Origin of the sequence: Curtobacterium sp. L3-7, assembly GCF_048756585.1 — a bacterium.
Classification (GTDB): domain Bacteria; phylum Actinomycetota; class Actinomycetes; order Actinomycetales; family Microbacteriaceae; genus Curtobacterium.
In genome coordinates this window covers 1,007,256-1,028,309 of record NZ_CP151474.1, presented here as the reverse complement: position 1 = coordinate 1,028,309, position 21,054 = coordinate 1,007,256, and the positions used below count along the sequence as shown (strand labels likewise).

At 71.1% G+C, this 21,054-nt stretch carries 24 protein-coding genes; 5 read left to right on the top strand and 19 right to left on the bottom strand.

The window, feature by feature from the left end:
* Window positions 1-2: 2 nt before the first annotated feature.
* From AAEP80_RS05220 to AAEP80_RS05195, 6 genes are all read right to left on the bottom strand, one after another.
* The gene (locus tag AAEP80_RS05220) at window positions 3-332 is read right to left on the bottom strand and encodes a hypothetical protein (RefSeq protein WP_420366232.1); all 330 of its coding nucleotides are present in this window, start codon (window positions 330-332) and stop codon (window positions 3-5) included.
* Window positions 329-910 (bottom strand): hypothetical protein, encoded by a 582-nt coding sequence (locus AAEP80_RS05215; RefSeq protein ID WP_420366231.1) that lies wholly within the window; start codon window positions 908-910, stop codon window positions 329-331. The genes AAEP80_RS05220 and AAEP80_RS05215 overlap by 4 nt, the downstream gene beginning before the upstream one ends.
* Window positions 907-1,521, bottom strand: coding sequence for an RNA polymerase sigma factor (locus AAEP80_RS05210; protein WP_281266648.1), 615 nt, complete (start codon window positions 1,519-1,521; stop codon window positions 907-909). The genes AAEP80_RS05215 and AAEP80_RS05210 overlap by 4 nt, the downstream gene beginning before the upstream one ends.
* Window positions 1,522-1,657: 136 nt before the next feature.
* Complete coding sequence (locus AAEP80_RS05205) at window positions 1,658-1,813, bottom strand: hypothetical protein (RefSeq protein ID WP_413600145.1); 156 nt, start codon at window positions 1,811-1,813, stop codon at window positions 1,658-1,660.
* Between the two features lie 148 nt (window positions 1,814-1,961).
* Entirely contained in the window at window positions 1,962-4,493 is a 2,532-nt protein-coding gene (locus AAEP80_RS05200) for an ATP-dependent DNA ligase (protein ID WP_420366230.1), read from the bottom strand.
* Window positions 4,490-5,380 carry an SDR family oxidoreductase gene (locus tag AAEP80_RS05195; RefSeq protein WP_420366229.1) on the bottom strand — a complete coding sequence of 297 codons (891 nt, stop codon included), beginning with the start codon at window positions 5,378-5,380 and terminating at the stop codon, window positions 4,490-4,492. The genes AAEP80_RS05200 and AAEP80_RS05195 overlap by 4 nt, the downstream gene beginning before the upstream one ends.
* Window positions 5,381-5,442: 62 nt before the next feature.
* On the opposite strand from AAEP80_RS05195, the gene AAEP80_RS05190 reads away from it, so the two are divergent.
* Window positions 5,443-6,396, top strand: a complete 954-nt coding sequence (locus AAEP80_RS05190) for a Ku protein (protein WP_420366228.1) — start codon at window positions 5,443-5,445, stop codon at window positions 6,394-6,396.
* A 21-nt stretch (window positions 6,397-6,417) separates the two neighbouring features.
* Here AAEP80_RS05190 and AAEP80_RS05185 read toward each other — a convergent pair whose 3' ends face one another.
* On the bottom strand, window positions 6,418-7,074 hold the full coding sequence (locus AAEP80_RS05185; protein ID WP_420366227.1) for a FadR/GntR family transcriptional regulator: 657 nt from the start codon (window positions 7,072-7,074) through the stop codon (window positions 6,418-6,420).
* Entirely contained in the window at window positions 7,071-7,793 is a 723-nt protein-coding gene (locus AAEP80_RS05180) for an SDR family oxidoreductase (RefSeq protein WP_420366226.1), read from the bottom strand. The genes AAEP80_RS05185 and AAEP80_RS05180 overlap by 4 nt, the downstream gene beginning before the upstream one ends.
* Window positions 7,794-7,815: 22 nt before the next feature.
* On the opposite strand from AAEP80_RS05180, the gene AAEP80_RS05175 reads away from it, so the two are divergent.
* Together AAEP80_RS05175 and AAEP80_RS05170 are read left to right on the top strand one after the other, a co-directional pair.
* Window positions 7,816-8,580 carry an SDR family NAD(P)-dependent oxidoreductase gene (locus tag AAEP80_RS05175; RefSeq protein ID WP_420366225.1) on the top strand — a complete coding sequence of 255 codons (765 nt, stop codon included), beginning with the start codon at window positions 7,816-7,818 and terminating at the stop codon, window positions 8,578-8,580.
* A 25-nt stretch (window positions 8,581-8,605) separates the two neighbouring features.
* Window positions 8,606-9,211: an antibiotic biosynthesis monooxygenase gene (locus tag AAEP80_RS05170; RefSeq protein WP_420366224.1), complete on the top strand. Its 606-nt coding sequence runs from the start codon at window positions 8,606-8,608 to the stop codon at window positions 9,209-9,211.
* Between the two features lie 6 nt (window positions 9,212-9,217).
* Here the strand turns inward: AAEP80_RS05170 and AAEP80_RS05165 are convergent, their stop codons facing one another.
* The 4 genes from AAEP80_RS05165 to AAEP80_RS05150 are packed head-to-tail and all read right to left on the bottom strand — an operon-like array spanning window position 9,218 to window position 13,482.
* A complete protein-coding gene (locus AAEP80_RS05165) occupies window positions 9,218-10,156 on the bottom strand; it encodes a Ppx/GppA family phosphatase (RefSeq protein WP_420366223.1) in 939 nt (312 codons plus the stop codon).
* A gap of 31 nt (window positions 10,157-10,187) precedes the next feature.
* Entirely contained in the window at window positions 10,188-11,045 is an 858-nt protein-coding gene (locus tag AAEP80_RS05160; protein ID WP_420366222.1) for a ribokinase, read from the bottom strand.
* The gene (locus tag AAEP80_RS05155; protein WP_420366221.1) at window positions 11,042-12,481 is read right to left on the bottom strand and encodes an MFS transporter; all 1,440 of its coding nucleotides are present in this window, start codon (window positions 12,479-12,481) and stop codon (window positions 11,042-11,044) included. The genes AAEP80_RS05160 and AAEP80_RS05155 overlap by 4 nt, the downstream gene beginning before the upstream one ends.
* Before the next feature lie 5 nt (window positions 12,482-12,486).
* Window positions 12,487-13,482: a nucleoside hydrolase gene (locus AAEP80_RS05150; protein WP_420366220.1), complete on the bottom strand. Its 996-nt coding sequence runs from the start codon at window positions 13,480-13,482 to the stop codon at window positions 12,487-12,489.
* Window positions 13,483-13,631: 149 nt separating this feature from the next.
* On the opposite strand from AAEP80_RS05150, the gene AAEP80_RS05145 reads away from it, so the two are divergent.
* A complete protein-coding gene (locus AAEP80_RS05145) occupies window positions 13,632-14,630 on the top strand; it encodes a LacI family DNA-binding transcriptional regulator (protein ID WP_420366219.1) in 999 nt (332 codons plus the stop codon).
* 329 nt (window positions 14,631-14,959) lie between these two features.
* On the opposite strand, the gene AAEP80_RS05140 is transcribed toward AAEP80_RS05145, so the two are convergent.
* From AAEP80_RS05140 to AAEP80_RS05115, 6 genes are all read right to left on the bottom strand, one after another.
* Window positions 14,960-16,657 (bottom strand): MDR family MFS transporter, encoded by a 1,698-nt coding sequence (locus AAEP80_RS05140; protein ID WP_420366218.1) that lies wholly within the window; start codon window positions 16,655-16,657, stop codon window positions 14,960-14,962.
* Window positions 16,654-17,274 (bottom strand): TetR/AcrR family transcriptional regulator, encoded by a 621-nt coding sequence (locus AAEP80_RS05135; RefSeq protein WP_402727870.1) that lies wholly within the window; start codon window positions 17,272-17,274, stop codon window positions 16,654-16,656. Before AAEP80_RS05135 ends, AAEP80_RS05140 begins: the two co-directional genes overlap by 4 nt.
* A gap of 46 nt (window positions 17,275-17,320) precedes the next feature.
* Window positions 17,321-17,803, bottom strand: a complete 483-nt coding sequence (locus AAEP80_RS05130) for a GNAT family N-acetyltransferase (protein WP_420366217.1) — start codon at window positions 17,801-17,803, stop codon at window positions 17,321-17,323.
* Between the two features lie 51 nt (window positions 17,804-17,854).
* Window positions 17,855-18,367, bottom strand: coding sequence for a VOC family protein (locus AAEP80_RS05125; RefSeq protein WP_420366216.1), 513 nt, complete (start codon window positions 18,365-18,367; stop codon window positions 17,855-17,857).
* Window positions 18,364-19,065, bottom strand: a complete 702-nt coding sequence (locus AAEP80_RS05120; protein WP_420366215.1) for an HAD family hydrolase — start codon at window positions 19,063-19,065, stop codon at window positions 18,364-18,366. The genes AAEP80_RS05125 and AAEP80_RS05120 overlap by 4 nt, the downstream gene beginning before the upstream one ends.
* Window positions 19,066-19,136: 71 nt before the next feature.
* Window positions 19,137-19,565: a MarR family winged helix-turn-helix transcriptional regulator gene (locus AAEP80_RS05115; protein WP_413600160.1), complete on the bottom strand. Its 429-nt coding sequence runs from the start codon at window positions 19,563-19,565 to the stop codon at window positions 19,137-19,139.
* Between the two features lie 143 nt (window positions 19,566-19,708).
* Here AAEP80_RS05115 and AAEP80_RS05110 point away from each other — a divergent pair, with 143 nt between their 5' ends.
* The gene (locus tag AAEP80_RS05110) at window positions 19,709-20,368 is read left to right on the top strand and encodes a hypothetical protein (protein ID WP_420366214.1); all 660 of its coding nucleotides are present in this window, start codon (window positions 19,709-19,711) and stop codon (window positions 20,366-20,368) included.
* A gap of 15 nt (window positions 20,369-20,383) precedes the next feature.
* Here AAEP80_RS05110 and AAEP80_RS05105 read toward each other — a convergent pair whose 3' ends face one another.
* Window positions 20,384-21,001 (bottom strand): helix-turn-helix domain-containing protein, encoded by a 618-nt coding sequence (locus tag AAEP80_RS05105; RefSeq protein WP_420366213.1) that lies wholly within the window; start codon window positions 20,999-21,001, stop codon window positions 20,384-20,386.
* Between the last annotated feature and the right edge of the window lie 53 nt (window positions 21,002-21,054).

The following is a 21,054-nucleotide window of genomic DNA, read 5'->3' as shown; positions in this document are numbered from 1 at the left end:
CGTCAGACGATCTCGACCACGCGGACGGTGACGTCGGTGGGCCGACGACCGGCGACGTCCTCGACGCGTCGGACCACGACGTCGCGGACGGCCTTGGCGCGCCCGGTCGCCGACGTCCCCGCATCGACGGCGATCACGACGCGCACTCGGAGCGCCTCGCCCTGCTCGTCGACGAGGACCGCACCGCCGTCCCGCGGCAGGTCGAGCACCGACCGGACGTCGCGGACGAGCACGGCGAGACTCGGCCCCGGCGGGATCACCGACCGCACCCCGGGAACGCCGAGCACGGCTTCGGTGGCTGCGCGGGAGAGCGCGCGGGTGTCAGCGGTCACGGGTTCCTCCCCGGGGCGAGCAGGTCCGCGACCCGGACGGTGAGGGAGCGCACCTCGAACGGCGCGTGCTCGGCGAGGGCGGCGGCCACGATCGTGCGGAGCTCGTCGGCACGGCTGCGGATCGGGGCGGCGGGATCGACCACGATCGCGACCTCGACGTCGGCCGGTCCGCCGGGGATCGACAGGTCGCCCGTGAACCGGGTCCGACGGACGAGGACGCCGGGGAGCGTGTCACCGAGCGCACGGACCAAGCCCCGGATCGCCCCCTCGGTCACGACGAGGGTGCTGGACGGATCGTCGTCGGGCACCGGGATGTCCCGACCGGCGTGCGCGGTGGTGCGGATCGAGGCCAGGACACCGGCGATCCACCCCTCGTCGGCGCCGTCGGCAGCGCGGACGTCCGCGTCGAGCAACGCCGACGATGCCGCTCGCAGCTCGCCGAGACGCACGAGCGCCGCGCGGGCAGCCGCGTCCGACTCGATGTCGTCCCGCACGGGATCCCGGCCGGAGTCGAGGTAGTCCGAGAGCTCGTCGAGCGTGAAGGCGCCGAAACGGTCGTCGACGTCGTCGTCGTTCATCGCCACCCCTCCATCTGCTCGAGCACGGTCCGGCGCGCACGTGCGAGCAGGCCGCGCACGCTCGCCGCCGACAGGCCGGTCTGCTCGGCGATCTCGGCGTAGGACGCGCCACCGATCTCGCGCAGCACCCACACTGCTCGCTGCGCATCCGGGAGGTTCTGGACGACCACGGCCAGCGCGTCGACCTGCATGCGTGTCGCCACGACCTCGTCGACCGGGCGGTCCTCCGAGGCCTCTGGCAGCGCCTCGAGGTCGAGGTGCGGGTGGCGGCGGCGGAGTCGGTCGAGCGCCTTGTTCGCCGCGATGCGGAACAGCCACGTCCGCACCCGGTCCGGCTCCTCGACGGTGTCGATCCGTTGCCAGGCCAGCAGCGACGCCTCCTGCACGGCATCGTCCGCTTCGCCGTCACCGTGCCCGAGGATGCGCGCGGCGTACGCGCGCATGAGCGGCCCGTACCGGTGGATGAGCACGCCGAACGCGGCGGCGTCACCGTCCGCGGAACGTTCGACGAGCGACCCGTCCGACAGGGACGACAGCTGCGTGTCCTCGGTCAGGGTCGGGCCTCTCGGATCGGGTTTCGGTTCTCGCGTGACGAATTCGGGGTTCGGCACGTCTTCAGTACGTGCCTACCATCGGCGCCTGCGTGCTGATGGTCTCGAGCGCGCCGTGGCCGGTCATCCCTGAACGACCGGTCACGGCGCTTCTGCGGCGGCCCGTGCGTTCCCTGATCCGGCGCGCGGGCCGTCTTCAGTCGTCGACCTCGTCGCCGAGGAAGTCCGCGTAGGTCACCTCCGGGTCGGTCGCCGCTGCTGCCGGCTCCACCGGCTTCCGCAGCGGCTGGTCCCCCGACATGGCGACGCGCTCCTCCGTGGTGAACGGTGGCAGGTAGTTGGACGCGCTCATCGCCGCTCCCTTCGTCCCGAGGAACGTAACAGCCCGGCACGTTCATGCCAGCGGTCGTGATGATTTCGTCCCCCACGACGGGGGCCGACGGGGGACGGAAGTTCGCCCGCAGCGGACCCCATGCGCACGTATTCGATCGCGTGCCCGCTCACTCTCGGACGACGTCACCCGCCGACTTGTCGATCCGCCAGCCACGCCACGACGGCTGCCGGAGTCGACCGTCCCCGGTCCACTCCGCGAATTCGACCTCGCCGACGCGCTCGGGGGTCACCCAATGCGCGTCGCGGGCATCCGGAAGAGGGACGTCCGTGAACGGGGGCGTCTTTCGTTCCAGCCGACCGAGCACCACGGCGATCTCGTCGAGGTCACGATCGCTGAACCCCGTCCCGACCTTGCCGACGTACTCCAGGCCGTCCGTGCCGGGGATCCCGAGCAGCAGCGAGCCCACGCCGCCGGCGCGCCGACCGTTCCCGGGCTTCCACCCGCCGACGACGACCTCCTGCGTGGCGTGGTGCTTCAGCTTGAGCCATGCCTCTGACCGACGACCCTCGGCGTACTTCGACGCGCGCTTCTTCGCCACGACCCCTTCGAGCCCGGCCTTCCGGGAATCGCGCAGCGCCTGGTCGAGGTCACCGTCGTGCGCGGGCGGCACCTCGATGACACCGCCGGCATCGACGACCGTCGACAGCGCCTCTCGTCGGTTGGTGTACGCCAGACGCGTCAGCTCGTGACCGTCCGCCTCGAGCACGTCGAACAGCAGGAAGCGCACCGGGGTGGCCTTCCGTGCGGCCTCGACCTCGCGCGGCTTCGTCAGGCCCATCCGGTTCTGCAGGAGTTGGAAGGACGGCCGCCCGTGTTCGTCGAGCGCCACGATCTCCCCGTCGAACACCCCGTCCACGCCCGCCCGCTCGCCGAGTTCCCGCAGTTCCGGGTACTGCGCCGTGAGGTCGTTGCCGTTGCGGCTCCGCAGCGTCACCTCGCCGTCACGGACGGTGGCCAGGGCGCGCACGCCGTCCCACTTCAGCTCGAACGCCCACTCGGCCGGATCGAGCCGGGGTTCGCCCTTCGCCAGGGTCGCCTGCATCGTCCGGCGTTCCACCGGCTCGGTCGCCGACGCGGCGGCCCCGTCGATCCGCTCACGGCCGTCGTCGTGCCTGTGGGGCCGGGAGGCTCGGCTCGGCTCCGCTCCGCCGGTCCCGTCCGCCGTCGGGTCGGGCTGGTCCTTGGTGCGGTGGATGAGCCAGTTCTTCTCGTCGCCCTCGCGGCCGCGCCCGCGTCCCCGGGTGTGCAGGATCGCGAGGCGTCGGTTGCCGTTCGTCCGGCCGTGCAGCGTGACGATGACCTCCTCGCCCTCGCGCCACTTCTCGAGGTCGTAGGTGCCGTCGTCCCAGATCGTGACCGTCCCGCCGCCGTACTCGTCCTTCGGGATCGTCCCCTCGAAGCCGCCGTACTCGAGCGGGTGGTCCTCGGTCATCACGGCGAGGTGGTTCTTCCCCGGATCGGTCGGCTCCCCCTTCGGCAGCGCCCAGCTGACGAGCACGCCGTCGTGCTCCAGCCGGAAGTCGTAGTGGTCCCTGGTGGCGTGGTGCTCCTGGATGACGAACGTCGGGGTGCCGTCCTGCCGGACCGTCGGCGCTCCTTCCGGAACCGGCTCCGGAGTCTTCGACGCGTCCCGCTTCGCACGGTAGGCCGACAGGCGGTCGTTCCCCGAGCCCGTCCGCTCCTGCCGTTCCGCGTCGTTCGCCTGCTGGGTCCGGTCGCTGTCCCAGTGACCGTGGTCGGCGCGACCGACCGCCAACGAGGCGGCGGCGACCGGGTGCAGGGGGTCGCCACGGTCCTCCAGTCGTTCGAGCACCTGGTCCAGCGTCAGCTGGGCCAGCCCCTTCTCGGTGAGTTCCTTCCACGTCCGCGGCGCGGCGACGGTCGGCTGCGACCGGCCACGCAACGAGTACGGGGCGATCGTCGTCTTGTTGCCGTTGTTCTGCGACCAGTCAACGAAGACCTTGCCCTTCCGCTCCGCACGACTCATCGAGGACAGCACCAGGTCGGGGAGGTCCTGTTCGAGGGCCTTGGCGAGTTCGTGGGCGACCTCGGAGACGTGCTTGGTGGCAGCCTTCCCGTCGAGTGCCGCGTACAGGTGGATGCCCTTCGACCCAGACGTCACCGGGTACGGCTCGAGCCCCATGCCCTGCAGGATCTCCCGTGCCGCGACCGCGACCTCGACGCACTCCGGCAGCCCGACGCCATCGCCGGGGTCGAGGTCGAGCACCAGCCGGTCGGGGTTCTGCTGCCCGCCGCGGGGACCGAACCGCCACTGCGGCACGTGCAGCTCGAGCGCGGCCTGCTGCGCCATCCAGACGAGCGTCGGCAGGTCGTCCACGATCGGGTACTCGTTGTCGTGCTCGGTGTGCTCGATGGTGTGGTGCCGGACCCAGTCGGGCGCGGAGTCCGGCAGGTTCTTCTCGAAGAACACCTTGCCGTCGACGCCGTTCGCCCAGCGCTTCCTGGTCACCGGCCGGTCCTTGACGTGCGGGATCATCCACGGCGCGACCCGCGTGTAGTACTCGATCACGCGACCCTTCGTGGTGCCGGTCTCCGGGTACATCTCCTTGTCGAGGTTCGTGAGCGCGATGCGACGGTCCCCGACGAGGACCGTGGTCTTCCGGGAAACCGGACTCACAACGCGACCCCGGTTGCTCCGGCCACCGTGAGCGTGGACCCGGACGTGTAGGACGACTCCGGCCCGGCCAGGTACACGTAGGCACTGCCGAGCTCGACGGGCTGCGCCGGCCGTCCGAACGGCGTGCCCTCGCCATAGTGGGCGATCTCGTCGCCCGGGTAGCTGATCGGCTGGAGCGGCGTCCACACCGGCCCGGGCACCACCGTGTTCGCACGGATGCCCTTCGCCGCGAGCTGCCGCGCGAGCCCGTTCGTGTACGCGATGATCGCCGCCTTCGTCGCGGCGTAATCGATCATCCGGTCCTGCGGCTGGTAGGCCGACACCGAACTCGTCGTGACGATCGCACTCCCAGGGGCCATGTGCGGGACCGCCGCACGGACGAGCCAGAACATCGCGTAGACGTTGACCTTCATCGTGCGGTCGAAGTCCTCGGTGGACTGCTCGGTGACGTCCTCGTGCACGCGCTGGTGCCCGGCGACGAGGACGAGTGCGTCGAGGCCGCCGAGCTCGCTGACCGCATCCCGCACGAGTCGGTCGCAGAACGCCTCGTCGGTGAGGTCCCCCGGGAGCATCACGGCGTTCCGACCGAGGTCGGCGATCAGGTCGCGGACCTCGGTGAGGTCGTCGAGCTCCTCGGGCAGGGCGTTCAGCGCGACGTCGGCGCCCTCCTTCGCCATGGCGATCGCGGCCGCGCGGCCGATGCCCGAGTCCGCCCCCGTCACGAGCACCCGGTAGCCGGGCATCCGCCCCGTGCCGAGGTAGCTCGTCTCCCCGTTGTCGGGCTGCGGGTCCATCGCACTCGCGCTCCCCGATCCCTGCTGGGTCTGCGCGGGGAACGGCGGCCGCGCGTACTTCGTCCGCGGGTCGTCCTTGTCCAGCTGGCTCATCAGCCCATCGTGCTCCCTGCGAACTCCGGGCGCTCCAGCCTCGGTACGGGCATCATGAGCGCATGAGGTCGATCTGGAAGGGCTCCATCGCGTTCGGGCTCGTCAACGTGCCCATCAAGGTCTACGCCGCCACCGAGACCCACGACGTGTCCCTGCACCAGGTCCACGACGAGGACAAGGCCCGCATCCGGTACAAGCGCGTGTGCGAGCTGGGGCACGAGGTCGAGTTCGCCGACATCGAGCGCGCCTACGACGACGGCGAGAAGACCGTCGTGCTCACCGCCGACGACTTCAAGAAGCTCCCCCAGGAGCAGTCGCACGAGATCGAGGTCCTCGAGTTCGTGCCCGTCGACCAGGTCGACCCGATGATGTTCGAGAAGACGTACTACCTCGAACCGGACTCCCGCTCCCCCAAGGCCTACGTGCTGCTCCGCCGGACGCTCGAGGAGACCGACCGCCTGGCGATCGTGCAGTTCACGCTCCGCCAGAAGACCCGGCTCGGTGTCCTGCGCGTGCACGACGACGTCCTGCTCCTGCAGGGGCTCCTCTGGGGCGACGAGGTCCGTGCCGCCGACTTCAAGGCACTCGACACCTCGGTGAAGGTCAGCGCCAACGAGCTGAAGATGTCGTCGTCGCTCGTGGAGAGCATGTCGACCGACTTCGATCCGGAGCGCTACACCGACGAGTACCAGGCCGAGCTGCAACAGCTCATCGACGCGAAGCTCGAGTCCGGCGACGACGTCGACACGTCCGAGACGTTCGGCGAGCAGGAGTCGTCCGACGACGAGGGCGGTGACGTCATCGACCTGATGGCCGCGCTCCGTGCGTCCGTGGACAAGAAGCGGACAGGAGGCTCGGGGTCGCGCTCGTCGTCCGGGTCGCGCTCCTCGTCCAAGGACTCTGCCGACGAGGAGACCGCGGCGGAGAAGGCGCCGCCGAAGAAGGCCCCGGCGAAGCGCGCACCGGCCAAGAAGGCCCCGGCGAAGAAGCCAGCGGCGAAGAAGAAGGCCAGCTAGGCCGGAGATCGCGGGCGGCGATCAGGTGCGGTCGACGATCTCCCGCATCGCGGCCGCAGCGCGGTCGGCGTCGCCGGCGGCGACCGCGTCCGCGAGCGTCCGGTGCAGCGCCACGTCGTGGGCGTCCGGCTCGACGTCCGCGCGCTCCTCGAGCGCTCGCTCGACCACACGCTGCAGGCGCGCGAACATCGCGTTGCCCGACAGTGCCAGCAACCGTCCGTGGAACGCGCGATCGGCCGGGAGGATCGGGGCCGGGTTCGCCGCACCGGCGGCGGAGGCGAGGCGTTCGGCGGAGGCGAGCAGGGCCTCCAGGTCGGATCGGTCGTGCGTTCCGGACGCGACCGCGCGGGCGGCTGCCGCAGCAGCCGCAGGCTCGACGGCACGACGGAGGGCACGGAGTTCGGCCAGCGCGACCGCTCGGTCGGGGCCGTCGAGGCGCCACCGGACCACGTGCGGGTCGATCACGTCCCACTGCTCGGCGGGCAGGACCCGGAGCCCGACGCGTCGGCCGGCACTGAGCATGCCGAGGGAGACGAGGACGCGGGTGGCCTCGCGGACGATGCTCCTCGAGGCGCCCGTGCGGGCGACGAAGCCCTCGACGCTGTCGGCGTGCCCGACGGGCAGGTCGCCGCGGACGATGGCGCTCCCGAGCTCGTCGAGCACCCGGTCGAAGATCACCGCTGCGACACCGGGGAGATGACGAGCTCGTCGATCCGGACGTGTGCGGGGGCGTCGAGCACGAAGGCGACGGTGCGGCCGATGTCCTCCGGGGTGAGCATGACGGCACGGGCAGCTTCGTCGGGGACCTGTGGGCGCTGTGCGAGGAAGTCCGTCGCGACGTCACCGGGGCAGAGGTGCGTCGCCCGGACGCCGTGCTGCGCCTCCTGCTGGTTGAGCGACCTCGTGAGGGAGCCGAGCGCGGTCTTGCTCGCGGAGTAGGCGACCCCGGCACCGGGCTGAAACGACCACCCGGCGTACGAGGAGATCACCACGACGACGCCGCCGGTCTCCCGCAGGGCGGGGAGGGCCGCGTCCGTGACGATCGCCACGGCGGTGAGGTTCGTGTCGACGATGCTCTGGAAGGAGCCCATCGTCTGGTCGTCCCACCGTCGGGCGGGTGCGTTGAGCCCGGCTGCGAGCACGAGTCCGTCGAGCCGACCGTGCTCGGCGATGACGGTGTCCCTTGCGGCTCGCACCGCGTCCGGATCGGTCACGTCGAGCGGGAGCACCTGCGCTGTTCCGCCGTCGGCGCGGATGCCGTCCGCCACTGCGTCGAGCTGTTCGGCGCGGCGGCCGCTCAGCACGACGGTCCAGCCGGAGCGGGCGGCGGCGGCTGCGCTGGCAGCCCCCATGCCGCTGCCGCCGCCGGTGATCCAGAGCACACGTTCGGTCGTCATGGCCCAATAGTATGCTCATTGCATGGAACTCGACATCACCGGCCGCGTGGTCGTCATCACCGGAGCCGGTCGCGGGATCGGTCGCACCATCGCCGAGCGGTTCGCCGCCGACGGGGCGCGGGTCGTCGCGCTCGACCTGGCGTTCCCGGACGGAGCGCCGACGGACTCGGTCGACACCGTGACCTGCAACGTCGCCGATCCGGACTCCGTCCGCACCGCCGTCGACACCGTCGTCGAGCGGCACGGCACGATCGACGTCCTCGTCAACAACGCTGGGATCAACGTCGACGGACCGGTCGCCGAGCTCCGGTGGGCTGACTGGCAGCGCTGCATGGACGTCAACCTGGGCGGGGTGTTCCTCATGAGCCAGGCGGTGGCACCGGTGATGCAGCGCGCCGGCCGCGGGCGGATCATCAACGCGGCGTCGTTCGCGGCGATCATCCCGAGCGTCGGTAGTGCGGCGTACGCGGCATCGAAGGCCGCCGTCGTGTCCTTCACCCGGGTGCTCGCGTCGGAACTCGGCCCGTGGGGCATCACCGTGAACGCCTACGCGCCGGGGATGGTGCCGACGGCGATGAACGGCTTCGCAACGCGCCCGCAGGAGGAGCAGGACGTGCTGCTCGACACACTGTCGCTGCGCCGGTGGGAGACGGCGGACGACGTGTCGAACCTGCTGCTGTTCCTGGCGAGCGACCAGGCCGGGTACATCACGGGGACGCTGCACGACGTGTCGGGCGGCAAGCTGGCGACGCAGATCCCGTCGAGGGCGTACCCGACACGAGCGTGAAACACGGGTCGGGGACACTGGTGCCATGACTCCACAAGAGCCAGGGAGCCTGCAGTCGTCACCCGAGACCGCCGGCCCGCCCGTCACCGTGTCCATCACCCGTCTCGTCGAACCCGAGCGCATCCCCGAGGTCACCCGCTGGGTGCAGTCCGGCGTGAACCTCGCCAACCGGTACCCGGGGTTCCTCGGCTCCGGGTGGGTCCGCTCCCGGGCGCAGTCCCGCGAGTGGCACATGCTCTACCGCTTCGCCGACCACGACTCCCTGGCGACGTGGGAGAACTCCGACGACCGGCTGCGGTGGCTCGACCTCGGACGGGATCTCGTGGTGGAGTCCCGCGTCGAGAAGCGCACCGGGATCGAGGGCTGGTTCGACACCCCGTCCGACACCCCTGCGTCGAGTGCTCCCCCGCGGTGGAAGCAGGCGGTCAGCATCTGGCTCGGGTTCTTCCCGGTGAACCTGGCGTTCACGATCCTCGTCGGGCTGCTCGTGCCGTCCTTCGCCGGGCTCGCAGCACTGCCCCGGGTCCTCATCACGACGCTGGTGCTCACACCGATCATGACGTTCTGGGTGCTGCCGTTCGTCACGAAGCTGATCCGCCCGTGGTTGCTCGCCCCGCCGCGGCGGCGCTAGCGAGCCCTACGCCCCGAGCACGGAGAGCTGGTCGAGCCGCTCGAGGATCACGCCCTCGCGGAGCGCCCACGGGCAGATCTCGAGTGCGGGCAGGTCGAAGATGTCCAGGCACGCCTCGGCGACGAGCGCACCGGGCACGACCTGGTGCGCCCGGCTCGCGGAGACCCCGGGGAGCGTGGCGAGGTCGGCGACGGACATCTGCAGCAGGGACGGCAGCTTCGCGCGGAGCACGTCCCCGTCGAGCGACCGCGGCACGAGCGGACCGGCTCCGGACGGTGCGGCCCCGCAGATCCGTGCGATCGAGCGGAACGTCTTCGAGGTCGCCACGGCACGATCCGGCGCACCCGAGCGGAGCAGCTTGCCGGCGTCCCGGGCGATCTCGACGCGGATCTCGTGCCGGATCCGGCGGACGTCGTCCTCGGTCGGGGTGCCCACCGCGAAGAACGACCGCGCGAGCCGGGCGGCGCCGATCGGCATCGACCACGCGACATCCGGTGCCTCGTCCGCGCCGCCGGCGATCTCGAGCGAGCCGCCGCCGATGTCGAACACCGCGAGCCGTCCGGCTGACCAGCCGAACCAGCGGCGGACGGCCAGGAAGGTGAGTCGCGCCTCGTCGGAGCCGGACAACACGGCGAGCTCGACGCCGGTGCGTTCCTCGACGTGGGCGAGGACGGCCTCGGAGTTCACGGCGTCACGGACCGCCGACGTGGCGAACCCGAGCATGTCCTCGCAGCCGCGCTCCTCGGCCACGCGCACCGAGTCCGCGACGAAGCCGGTCAGCGCGTCGATGCCGACCTGTGTGACGGCGCCCCGGTCGTCGAGGTGCTCGGCGAGCCGCAGCGGCTGCTTGAACGACGACGCCGGCAGCGGCGCAGCGCCGCCGTGGGCGTCGACCACCAGCAGGTGACCGGTGTTGGACCCGATGTCGAGGACTCCCACGCGCATGCGAAGACCGTACCGGCCCGGGAGGCTCGTCCTACGACCGCGGGAACGCCTCCAGCTGCTCCGTGGTCGGGTAGGACGCCTGTGCCCCGGCTCCGGTCGCGGCGTACGCCCCGACCGCGGCGGCGAACCGCGCGGCCTCCGCGAGGTCGTCGCCTGCGGCGAGTCGGAGCGCCACGGCACCCATGAACGCGTCGCCGCAGCCCGTGGTGTCGACGGCCTCGACGGGGATCGCGGGGACCTCGACGGGCGCGGCGTCGCCGTCGTGCACGATCGACCCGTCACCACCCCGCGTGACGATCGACCGGGCGACGCCGTGGTCGCCGAGCAGTTCCGCCTCGTGCTCGTTCACCAGCAGCACGTCGGTGAGGTCGAGGAGCTCGCGCGGCACGTCGCCGAACGGGGACAGGTTCGTGAGGACGGTCACGCCGGCCTCGTGTGCGGCACGGGCGGCGGCGAGGACGACGTCGATCGAGACCTCGAGGCAGAGCCCGAGCACCGCCGCGCCGTCGAAGGCATCGGCGGGGACGTCGTCCGGTGTCAGCGTGGCGTTCGCGCCGCCGGAGATCACGATGGTGTTCTCGCCCTGCGCGTCGACGGTGATCACCGCGGTGCCGGTCGCAACGCCCTCGCGGACGGCGACGTGCGTCGTGTCCACCCCCGCAGCCGCGACGGAGTCGCGGAGCAGCGCACCGTTCCCGTCGTCGCCGACCGCACCGATCATGCGCACCGTGCCCCCGAGCCTTCCGGCTGCCACCGCCTGGTTGGCGGACTTGCCGCCTGGCAGGATCGCGAGGTCGGAACCGTGCAGGGTCTCGCCGGGCTTCGGGAAGCGCTCGGTGCGGACCACCAGGTCCGCGTTCAGCGACCCGACGACGACGATGGTGTTCAACGGACGGTCTCCTTCTGCGGGGCGACGGACGTCGTCTCGGCGCTCGACGGGCGCGGGATGAGGAACGACGTCGCCAGGGCGGCGATCGTGATGACGGCACCGAGCAGCATCCCACCGGAGTACCCGGCGGTGCCCGCGGACCCGCCGACCCCGAGGGCGATCTGCAGTGCGGGCAGGACGGCGAAGCTGACACCGGCGCCGAGGTTGAACGCCCCGGCGTTGAGGCCGGGCAGGAACCCGGGGTTCGAGTCCGGCGACAGCACGATGCCGAGCCCGTTCAGGATGATGTTCGCGATGCCGGCGTAGGTGATGCCGATGAGCACGGTCGCGGCGATGAGCACCGGCAGGGAGTGCACGCCGACGAAGGCCATCAGGAGCGTCGCGACGATGCTGCCGACGAGCCCGACGCGCAGGATCGCCCGGTAGCCGACGGTCGGGGCGAGGCGTCCGGCGAACGGTCCGACGATCCATCCGACGAGCGCGTACGGCGTGAGGAACACGAGGGAGGCGAGGTCCGCCTCCATCCCGAAGCCGGCGTCGTGGTTCTGCGCCAGGCTCGTGACGAGTCCGTTGACGACGGCGAAGACGCCGGTCATGGTGAGGAACGTCGTGGCGAGGAGCGCCCACGTCGCACGGCGCTTCAGGAACCGCGTCTCGACGAGCGGTTCCTGCACGCGGGACTCGACCGCCCAGAACACGGCGAAGGCAGCGAGCGCGACGACGATCCCGCCGATGACGAGGACCGGGTTCGCAGCACCGAGCTTGCCGGCCTCGTTGAAGGCGGTCAGCAGGGCACCGACGCTCACCACGAGGGGCACGACACCGATCCAGTCCATGCGGGTGCCCTTGGACGGGTGGGACTCCACGCCCCACACGGCGACCAGCGCGAGCGCGACCACGGTGACGACGGCGATGACCCAGAAGATCCCGCGGAACCCGAAGTTCGTGACGATCCACCCGCCGGCGAGGGAGTCGATCCCGGCGATGCCGCCGTTCACCGCGGTGAGGAGGCCGAGCGCGGCGCCGTAGCGCTTCGGATCGGCGATCTCGTTGCGGAGCACGAGCAGGCAGATCGGGACGACGGGGCCGGTGACGCCCTGGATGATGCGGCCGGCGAAGAGCATCGGCACGTTCACCGCGAGGGCTGCGACGACGCTGCCGATGAGCATCACGGCGAGCATGCCGATCAGCACGCGCTTACGGCCGACGATGTCGGACAGGCGGGGCAGGAACAGCGAGAACAGCGCGGCGAGGGTGAAGTACAGCGTCTGCGAGAGGCCGATCGTCGCGTCGTCGGTGTGCAGCTCCCGTGCCATGGTGACGAGGGCCGGGCTGAGCATGCTCGCGTTCAGCTGGAACGCGATGCATGCTGCGAGGAGCGCCGCCGTGAGGGCGCCGATCGACTTCTTCGACATCGTCGTCGAGGTGGGGGTCATGGGGTTCAGGCCTTCTGGGTCTCGGGTCGGGGGGTCCAGCCGGTGTCGGGTGTCTCGCCGATGCGCTCGAGTGCGTCGACGACGAGGTCCCAGAACCGGCCGTGGTCGAGCTCCATCGCGGCGCTCGTGCGGCAGTCCTCCGGCGCGGGGGCGCGGAAGTCGGCGACGGTCATGCCGAGGGTCAGCGTGCCCTGGGTCTCGACGTGGATCGGGACCTTCACGGCCCGCACGATCGTCGGGTCGATGACGTACGCGACGGCGCAGGGGTCGTGGACCGGCGGGGAGTCGAAGCCCTGCGCGTCCTTGTAGGTCTGGCCGAAGAAGTCGAGCAGCTCCCCCACGAATGCCGCGGGTCCGGTGCCGACCTCGCTGATCCGGGCAGCGACCTCGGGCGTCGCCAGGGCCTGGTGCGTGAGGTCGAGGCCGACCATCACGACGTCCCAGCCGGCGTCGAAGACGATCGACGCGGCCTCGGGGTCGATGACGATGTTGAACTCGGCGACCGGGCTCCAGTTGCCGACGTGGACGCCGCCGCCCATCAGCACGACCTGCTTGACGCGCTCGACGATGCGGGGCTCCTTGCGGGCTGCGAGCGCGATGTTCGTCAGGCCGCCGGTCGGCACGAGGGTGACGGTGCCCGGCTCGTGCGCCATGACGGTCTCGATGATGAGGTCGACCGCGTGCCGCTCGTCCAGGTCGAACGAGGGCTCGGGCAGCATCGGCCCGTCGAGGCCGCTCTCGCCGTGGATGTCGCCGGCGACCTCGATCTCGCGCAGCAGCGGCCGGTCGGCCCCTGCGGCGAACGGCACGCCGGTGATCCCCGCGATGCGGGCGACGGCGAGGGCGTTGCGGGTGACCTTCGGCAGCGTCTGGTTGCCCACGACGGTCGTCACGGCGAGCAGCTCGATGTCGGGGTTGCCGTGTGCCAGCAGGATGGCGACGGCGTCGTCGTGGCCGGGGTCGCAGTCGAGGATGATCTTCTGCTTGGTCGCGTTCGGCACGTGTGCGCTCCACTTCGTCGGGGATGCCGGGCTCGCCGGCGGTAGCTGTGGCTCGACGCGGCCATGCACTCCGCGTCAAGCGTTTGACATCACACCTCATCAAACGCTTGACGTCAAGTCGAGCAGGGCTCAGTCGGTAGCATCGACGGGTGCCAGCATCCTCCGGGACCCCTCGTCGCGTCACCGCCGCGATGGTCGCCGAACGCGCCGGCACCAGCATCGCCACGGTGTCGCTCGTGGTGAACGGCAAGGACCGCGGCCGTGTCTCGGTGCCGATCGCGACTCGGGTCCGCGATGCCGTCGAGGAGCTCGGGTACGTCGTCGACCACGCCGCCAGCTCCCTCGCCCGAGGCAGCGGCGACCTCGTCGTGCTCATCGCCCCCGACCTGTCGAACCCGTTCTTCGCCGAGGTCATCCGTGGCGTCCGGGACACCATCGGCGACCGGTTCCAGCTCGTGCTCTCCGTCACGGAACGCGGCGAGCAACCCGTCGACGCCGACGTCCGGCGCTTCGAGCGACTCCGGCCGGCGGGGATCCTCGTCGACGCCCCGGCAGCCGGCGAGTCGATGTCGGCCGGTGTGCCCGTCGTGCTCCTCGACGCGCCGGGAGGCCCGGGAGCCGTCAACTACGACCTGTCCCCGGGTGTCTCCGCGCTCGTCACGCACCTCGCCGACGCGGGGCACCGGCGCATCGGCTACCTCGACGGCACCTCGCGCGCGACGACCTTCGCCGTGCGCCGCGCCATGTTCGAGGACGCGTGCGCCGCCGCGGGCATCACCGTGTCGGACCTCCCCGCGAGCGCCGACCTGACGATCGAGGCCGCCACGACCGCGGTGTCCGGCGTGCTCGACGCATGGCTCGACTCCGGCGTGACGGCCGTCGTGGCCGCAGCCGACACGCTGGCGTACGGGGTGCTGCGGGTCGCTGCCGCCCGAGGCGTCGGGATCCCGGGAACCCTCGCCGTCGCGGGCTTCGACGACCTGCCGTCGTCCTCGGTCACCGCGCCCGCGCTCACGAGCGTGGCACTGCCGGGAGCGGAACTCGGACGTGCCGCAGCACTTCGGCTGCTCGCGACGCTCGACGGCACGGAGGCGCCGGCCCCGTCACTCCAGACGCGCCTGGTCCCGCGCGCGAGCACGGGCGGCTGACGCGGGCGGTGTGCCGCCGGCGGTTGCCGACTCGGAACGACATGCTCGCTGTCGTACGACAACGATCGTGTCGCCCCTTGCACGCGCAACAGTTGCACGCGCCCGGGAGCGACAGCGTCGCTGTCGTACGACATCGACAGTGTCGCCCCTTGCACGCGCAACGAGCACGCGAACCGGCGCTCCTTGCACACGCAACGAGCGCGGGGGCCAGGGCTCCTTGCGCACGCAACGAGCGCGCGGACCGGCGCACGGCCCGGACGCACCCCACGACGGACGGGAGGCACGGTGCCAGCTGGCACCGTGCCTCCCGTCCGTCGTCGGGTGAGCGTCTACTCGTCGTGACGCGCCGTCGGGACCGACCCCGTTCCGAAGCCGACCGACTCGGCCGGACGCTCCGCGCCCGAACCGCGCTGCGCACGCTCGAGCTCGTCCGCCTCGGCGCCGCCGACCGCCTCGCCGCGGGCGACCATGCCGGCCACGTCCGCGAGCTTCATCTGCGGGATGAACAGGGCCAGCACGAGGGCCACCGCGATGAACGGGAGCAGGTACCAGAACACCGGTGACAGCGAGTCGGCGTAGGCGTTCACGATGCCGTCCTGCACCGCTTCGGGCAGCTTCGCGAGCTGCGTCGGGTCGATGCTCGCGCTCGCACTCGCCGCCTGGGAGGCACTTCCGCCGGCGCTCGTGAAGACGTCCGTCAGCGACTCCGTGAGGCGGGACGTGAAGATCGCACCGAACACGGCGACACCGAGGGAGGCGCCGACCTCACGGAAGTAGTTGTTGGTCGAGGTCGCCGTGCCGACGTGCTCCGGTGGGACGGCGTTCTGCGCGACGAGCACGACGACCTGCATGATGAGGCCGAGGCCGGCACCGAACACGAACAGGTAGACGCAGATCAGCCAGATCGGGGTCGCCGCGGCGAGGGTCGTCATGCCGAGCATCGCGATGCCGACGATGATCGTGCCGATGATCGGGAACGCGCGGTACCGGCCCGTCTTGGTGATGAGCGTGCCGGAGAGGATCGACGTCCCCATGAGCCCGACCATCATCGGGAGCATCAGCAGACCGGAGACGGCGGCCGACGTGCCGGACGCCATCTGCAGGAAGGTCGGGACGAAGCCGATCGCGGCGAACATCCCGAGGCCGAGCACGAAGCCGATCGCCGTCGCGGTGACGAACGTGCGGTTCCGGAAGAACGACAGCGGGATGATCGGGTCGTCGGCCCTGGACTCGGTGAGGACGAACAGCGCGGCAGCGACGATGAACCCGGCGCCCCAGGCCCAGGTCTCGAGCGCACCCCACCCGTGCTGCTTGTTGCCGCCGAACTCGGTGAAGAACACCAGGCAGGCGGTGGTCGCGGAGAGCAGCGCGACGCCGAGGACGTCGATGCGCTTCGTCGCCTTCTTGCTCGGCAGGGTCAAGGCGAACCAGGCCACGAAGAAGGCCGCGATGCCGACGGGGATGTTGATCCAGAACGCCCAGTGCCAGGTCATGTGGTCGACGAAGAACCCGCCGAGCAGCGGGCCTCCGACGGCGGAGAGGCCGAAGATGGCGCCGAGCGGCCCGAGGTACTTGCCGCGCTCGGACGCCGGGACGATGTCCGCGATGATCGCCTGCGACAGGATCATGAGGCCACCGCCGCCGAGGCCCTGGAGGGCACGGAAGACCACGAACTGCCAGAAGTCGGTCGACATCGCACACCCCAGCGATGCCAGCGTGAACAGCGCGATCGCGATGAGGAACAGGTTGCGGCGGCCGATGACGTCACCGAACTTGCCGTAGATCGGCATCACGATGGTCGATGCCAGCAGGTAGCCGGTCGTGATCCACGCCTGGTGGGCGACGCCGCCGAGGTCGCCGACGATGGTCGGCATCGCGGTCGAGACGATCGTCTGGTCGAGACTCGACAGCAGCATGCCGGCGATCAGCGCGGAGAAGATGATCCAGATCCGACGCTGGGTGAGGAGCAGCGGCCCGTCGCTCCCGGGGCGTGCGCGCTTGGCGGTGCGCGGCGCTGAGGTGCTCATTCGGTGTCTTCCTGTCCGGTGGTGATGGCCGCCCGCATGAGGCGGAGGTTCGTGGTGAGCAGGTCGTCGAAGGACGGGCCCGTCGACTCGTCGAAGTCGTCGTCGAAGTAGTCGGCGGCGGTGACCTTGAGCAGCCCTGCCGCCGACTCGGTCACGAGCCGAGCGCGAGGGTCGTCCGGGACGGTCCACCCGAAGCGTTCCCGCACGGCGTCGGCGACCTTCGCGAGTTGCACGTCCGTCGCCGAGAGGAACCGTGCGACGAGTGCGGGTTCTCGGTCGAAGACCTTGCGCACGAGCGCTTCGTCGGAACGGTCGAGCCCCACGACGTGGACCTGCTCGATCGCGAGCGCGACGATCGAGCTCAGAGGGTCGAGCGTCGCCGGGACGACCTGTCCGCGGGCGTACGCCACGAGCAGGTTCTCGTCCGCGTTGAGCTCGATGCCGAGGACGACGTCTTCCTTCGACGCGAAGTGGTTGAAGAACGTGCGTCGGGACACCCCGACCGTCTCGCAGAGCTGCTCGATCGTGAAGCCGTGCAGACCGCTCTCGACGGTCGACCGACGTGCCTCGACGATCATGCGTCGACGCAGCGTGCGGGTGCGTTCGGCTGTGCTCACCGGACAAGAATTGCACTCGTGGCACGAAAGTGCAATACGGGAAGTGCTACAGCGCCTTGTCGAAGCAGAACGACCACGGCATCGTCGCCGCGTACGGCTCGTACACGGGGATCGAGCGCCATCCGGTCTTCTCGTACAGGGCGACGGCGTCGGGCTGCCGATCGCCGGTCTGCAGGATCAACCGCCGTGCGCCCTGTTCGCGACCGATGCGCTCACATTCGTCGAGCAGCGCCGTCGCCGCACCCTTGCCGCGAGCGGACGACAGCACGATGAGGCGCTTGAGCTCGACCTCGTCGCGGAGCTGACGGACCGCGATGTGCCCGACGGCCTCGCCGCCCTCGTCGATCGCGAGCACCGAGGTGATGACCGTGGCCGGCTCGACGGCGAGCGACCGGTCGCGCTCGGCGGTGACGGCGGGGTCCTCGTCGGCGGCTGCCGAGCCGTAGCGCTCGTGCATCTCCTCGTCCATGCGGGCGCGGAGGACGACTCCGCGGGGGTCTTCCCAGGCGACGCGTTCGATCGTGATCACGATCGACCATCCTGACACGCACGGACGACACCGCCGAACGCGGGTCCGGGGTCAGGGGTGCCAGCGACGACGGTCCGTGTGCGCCTCGTACGGCTGCGGGTCCGGGTACGTCAGCAGCTCGACGGTGCTCCCCCACGGTGTCCGGACGTAGACGAACCGGTTCCGGGCACCCGCCTCGGGTCCCGGGAGCTGGCGAGGTGCACCGAGCGCGACGGCGCCGGCACGCACGACCCGGTCGAGGGTCGCGTCGAGGTCGTCGACGTACAGGGCGACGTGCTGCCATCCGAGGTCCGTCGGCACCGCTGGAGCCCCTTGCGCAGCACCGTCGAACGCGAACAGCTCGATGCCGGGCCCGCCGGGCAGCGCGAGCATCCGGACGCGGACCTCGCGGGCACCGTCCGGTACGCCGAGTCGCTCGTCCGTCTCGTGGCCGCCCTTCGGCGGCGCGTCGGCGGGGAGGGTGTCGTAGAGCACGACCGCGTCGAAGGCCTCGACGAGGAAGGTCGTCGCCGCGTCGACGTCCGGCACGGTGAGCCCGACGTGGTCGACGCCGCGCACCGTCACGAGCGCCCGCCGACCGACCCGGGGGATCCGAGCGCGCCGATTGGGCCGCCGTCGAGATCCGCCAGGACCGCTGCCGCGTCGTCGTACACGGCAGCGGCTCCGGCCTGCCGCAGTTCGTCGCCGCCGATGCCGCCCGTCATCACGGAGACGCACGGCACGCCGACCCTCGCCGACGCCTCGACGTCCCACATCGCGTCCCCGACCATGACCGCCCGCTCCGCGACGACCCCGACCCGGTCGAGCGCGACCTGGACGATCCCGGGCGCCGGCTTCGCCTCGTCGACGTCCTCGGAGCTGGTCACCGCGGTGATCCACTCCTCGGCGTCGAGGACTTCCCGCAGCCGGACGAGCTCGGAAGCGGGAGCACTCGTGGCGAGCACCACCGCATGCCCCAGGGAGGCGACGGCCCGCAGCAGGTCACGGGCTCCGGGCAGTGTGCTCAATCGCGGCATCTGCTCCGCGTAGTACGCGGAGTGGTACTGCTTCGCGGTCGCGCGGACGTCGTCGGGCGCGTCGGGGAGCAACGCCCCGAGCAGGCGGGAGGAGTCCATGCCGATCGCGCGGTGGATGCGCCAGGCATCGACGGACTCGTCGACGGCGCGGAACGCCCGCCACCACGCGTCGACATGGGCGTAGTTCGAGTCGACGAGCGTCCCGTCGATGTCGAACAGGACAGCGGTGCTGGGGTCGGCAGACATCACCCCAGGCAACTCCGCCCGCCTCTGCACCGGCTCAGTCCGCGACACGTGTCACGGGTGCGCCGTGGTCGTCACTCCTCGACGCGCCGGGCGATCCGGTGGAGCAACGGCGGCATCCGGGCGAGCATCTCCCGTTCGTCGGCCGACAGGTCCTCCGCGATCGCCGTGGCGAGCCAGTCCGCCCGCGCCCGTCGGTCCCGCAGCACCACGTCACGTCCGGTCGGGGTGATGCCGATCACCGACACCCGGCGGTCCTCGGCCGAGGTCTCCCGTGCGACCAGCCCGCGCTCCTCGAGCTCGCCGATCGTGCGGGACTGCCCCTGGTGCTTCACCCCGCGCTTGCGGGCGAGGTCGGCGATCGTCATGGCACCCTGCCGGTCGAGCAGCCCGAGCGTCGCCGAGTGCGCCGGCGGGATCGTGTCGACCTTGCCGCGGGTCGCACGGACGATCCGCCCGATCGACTCCCGGAGTTCGTCGGCGAGGTCATCGGGCGAGTCCATGCCCCCGACCGTATCGCCTGGCGCCGAACACCCTCCGGGGCGTCGCGGCGGCGACCACCGCGTCGAGGCCCCCATCGTGATCGAACAGCAACCGCACACCAGGCGCGACGTCCGTAGATTCGGAGAGCGGAGGGGAGCACACCATGGGGAACGCACGACGACGCGCCGCGGGGATCGCGATCGCGCTGGCAGCGACGGCGACGCTGCTCAGCGGCTGCACCGGGAACACCACCCCCGACCCGACGCCGAGCGCGAGTACGACACCGGCTCCCAGCACCAGCACGACACCGGATCCGAGCACGAGCACCACCCCGCGTCCGACCTCGACGATCACGCCGGTCCCGGGGGTGGACTACGACGGCGGCACGGTCCCGGACACGTGCGACGGACTCATCACCACCAGCAAGTGGAAGGACTCGTTCCTCCGCGCGCCGCTCAACGACCCCGCGGTCGTCGGCGATCCCGTCGAGATCCCGAAGTCGGTGTTCACGCCGGTGCTGCAGCCCGACGGCAAGCGTCTCTACTGCGTCTGGCGCGACCCCCGAGCGGACATCACGAACGTGTCGATCGCCGTGCAGGTGGTCGACTCGTCGAAGGCGTTCGCCGTGCTGCAGGGCCTGCAGGGCTTCCAGTGCGAGCACCTCGCCGAGGGCTACCGGTGCCAACGGATCAGCACTGACAACCAGTACGGCGTCGAGACGGGTGTGACCTACTTCACCCGCGGCGACATCGCGATCCACATCAGCCAGGCGAACGTCCCGACCTCCGGCCTGCTCGACGACGTGATGGCCCACGTGTTCTGAGCACGCCGCGTCCCATCACCCTGCCGGCCGCGACCGCACGTGGGCCCGCTCGCCCTGGGGCCCGTACAGGCAGAGCACCTCGGTCACGTGGTCCGTCACGTTCCCGATCCAGTGCGGCGTGTGCGTGTCGAACTCGACGACCTCACCCGGCCCGAGGTCGAAGTCGTGTTCGCCGAGCACCAGCCGCAGCCGACCGGACAGCACGTAGAGCCACTCGTAGCCCTCGTGCGTCTTCGGGGATGGTTCACCACCGGGCGAGTGCGGCGGGAAGAGCTGCTTGAACGACCGCACTCCCCCGGTCCGCCGGGTGAGCGGCACGACGACCCGCCCACCGTGCATCTCGGGCTTCATGTGCACCCGCGGATCGCCGGTCTGCGGTGCCCCCACGAGGTCGTCGAGCGGCACCTGGTACGCCCGGGCCAGCGGCAGCAACAGCTCCAGCGTCGGCTTGCGCTGCCCCGACTCCAGCCGCGAGAGCGTGCTCACCGAGATCCCGGTCTCCGTCGCCAGCGCAGCCAACGTGACGTCACGTCGTTGACGCAACGTGCGCAGCCGGGGCCCGACCCCGTCGACGACCTCAGCCGTCGTCCGCGAGGTGGGCCGAGCCTCCTGTCCGTGGTCCATGCCGACCATGTTGCCAGAGCGGCAAGGTTTGTTGCCAGTTCATGAGCGATGCCGCACGATGT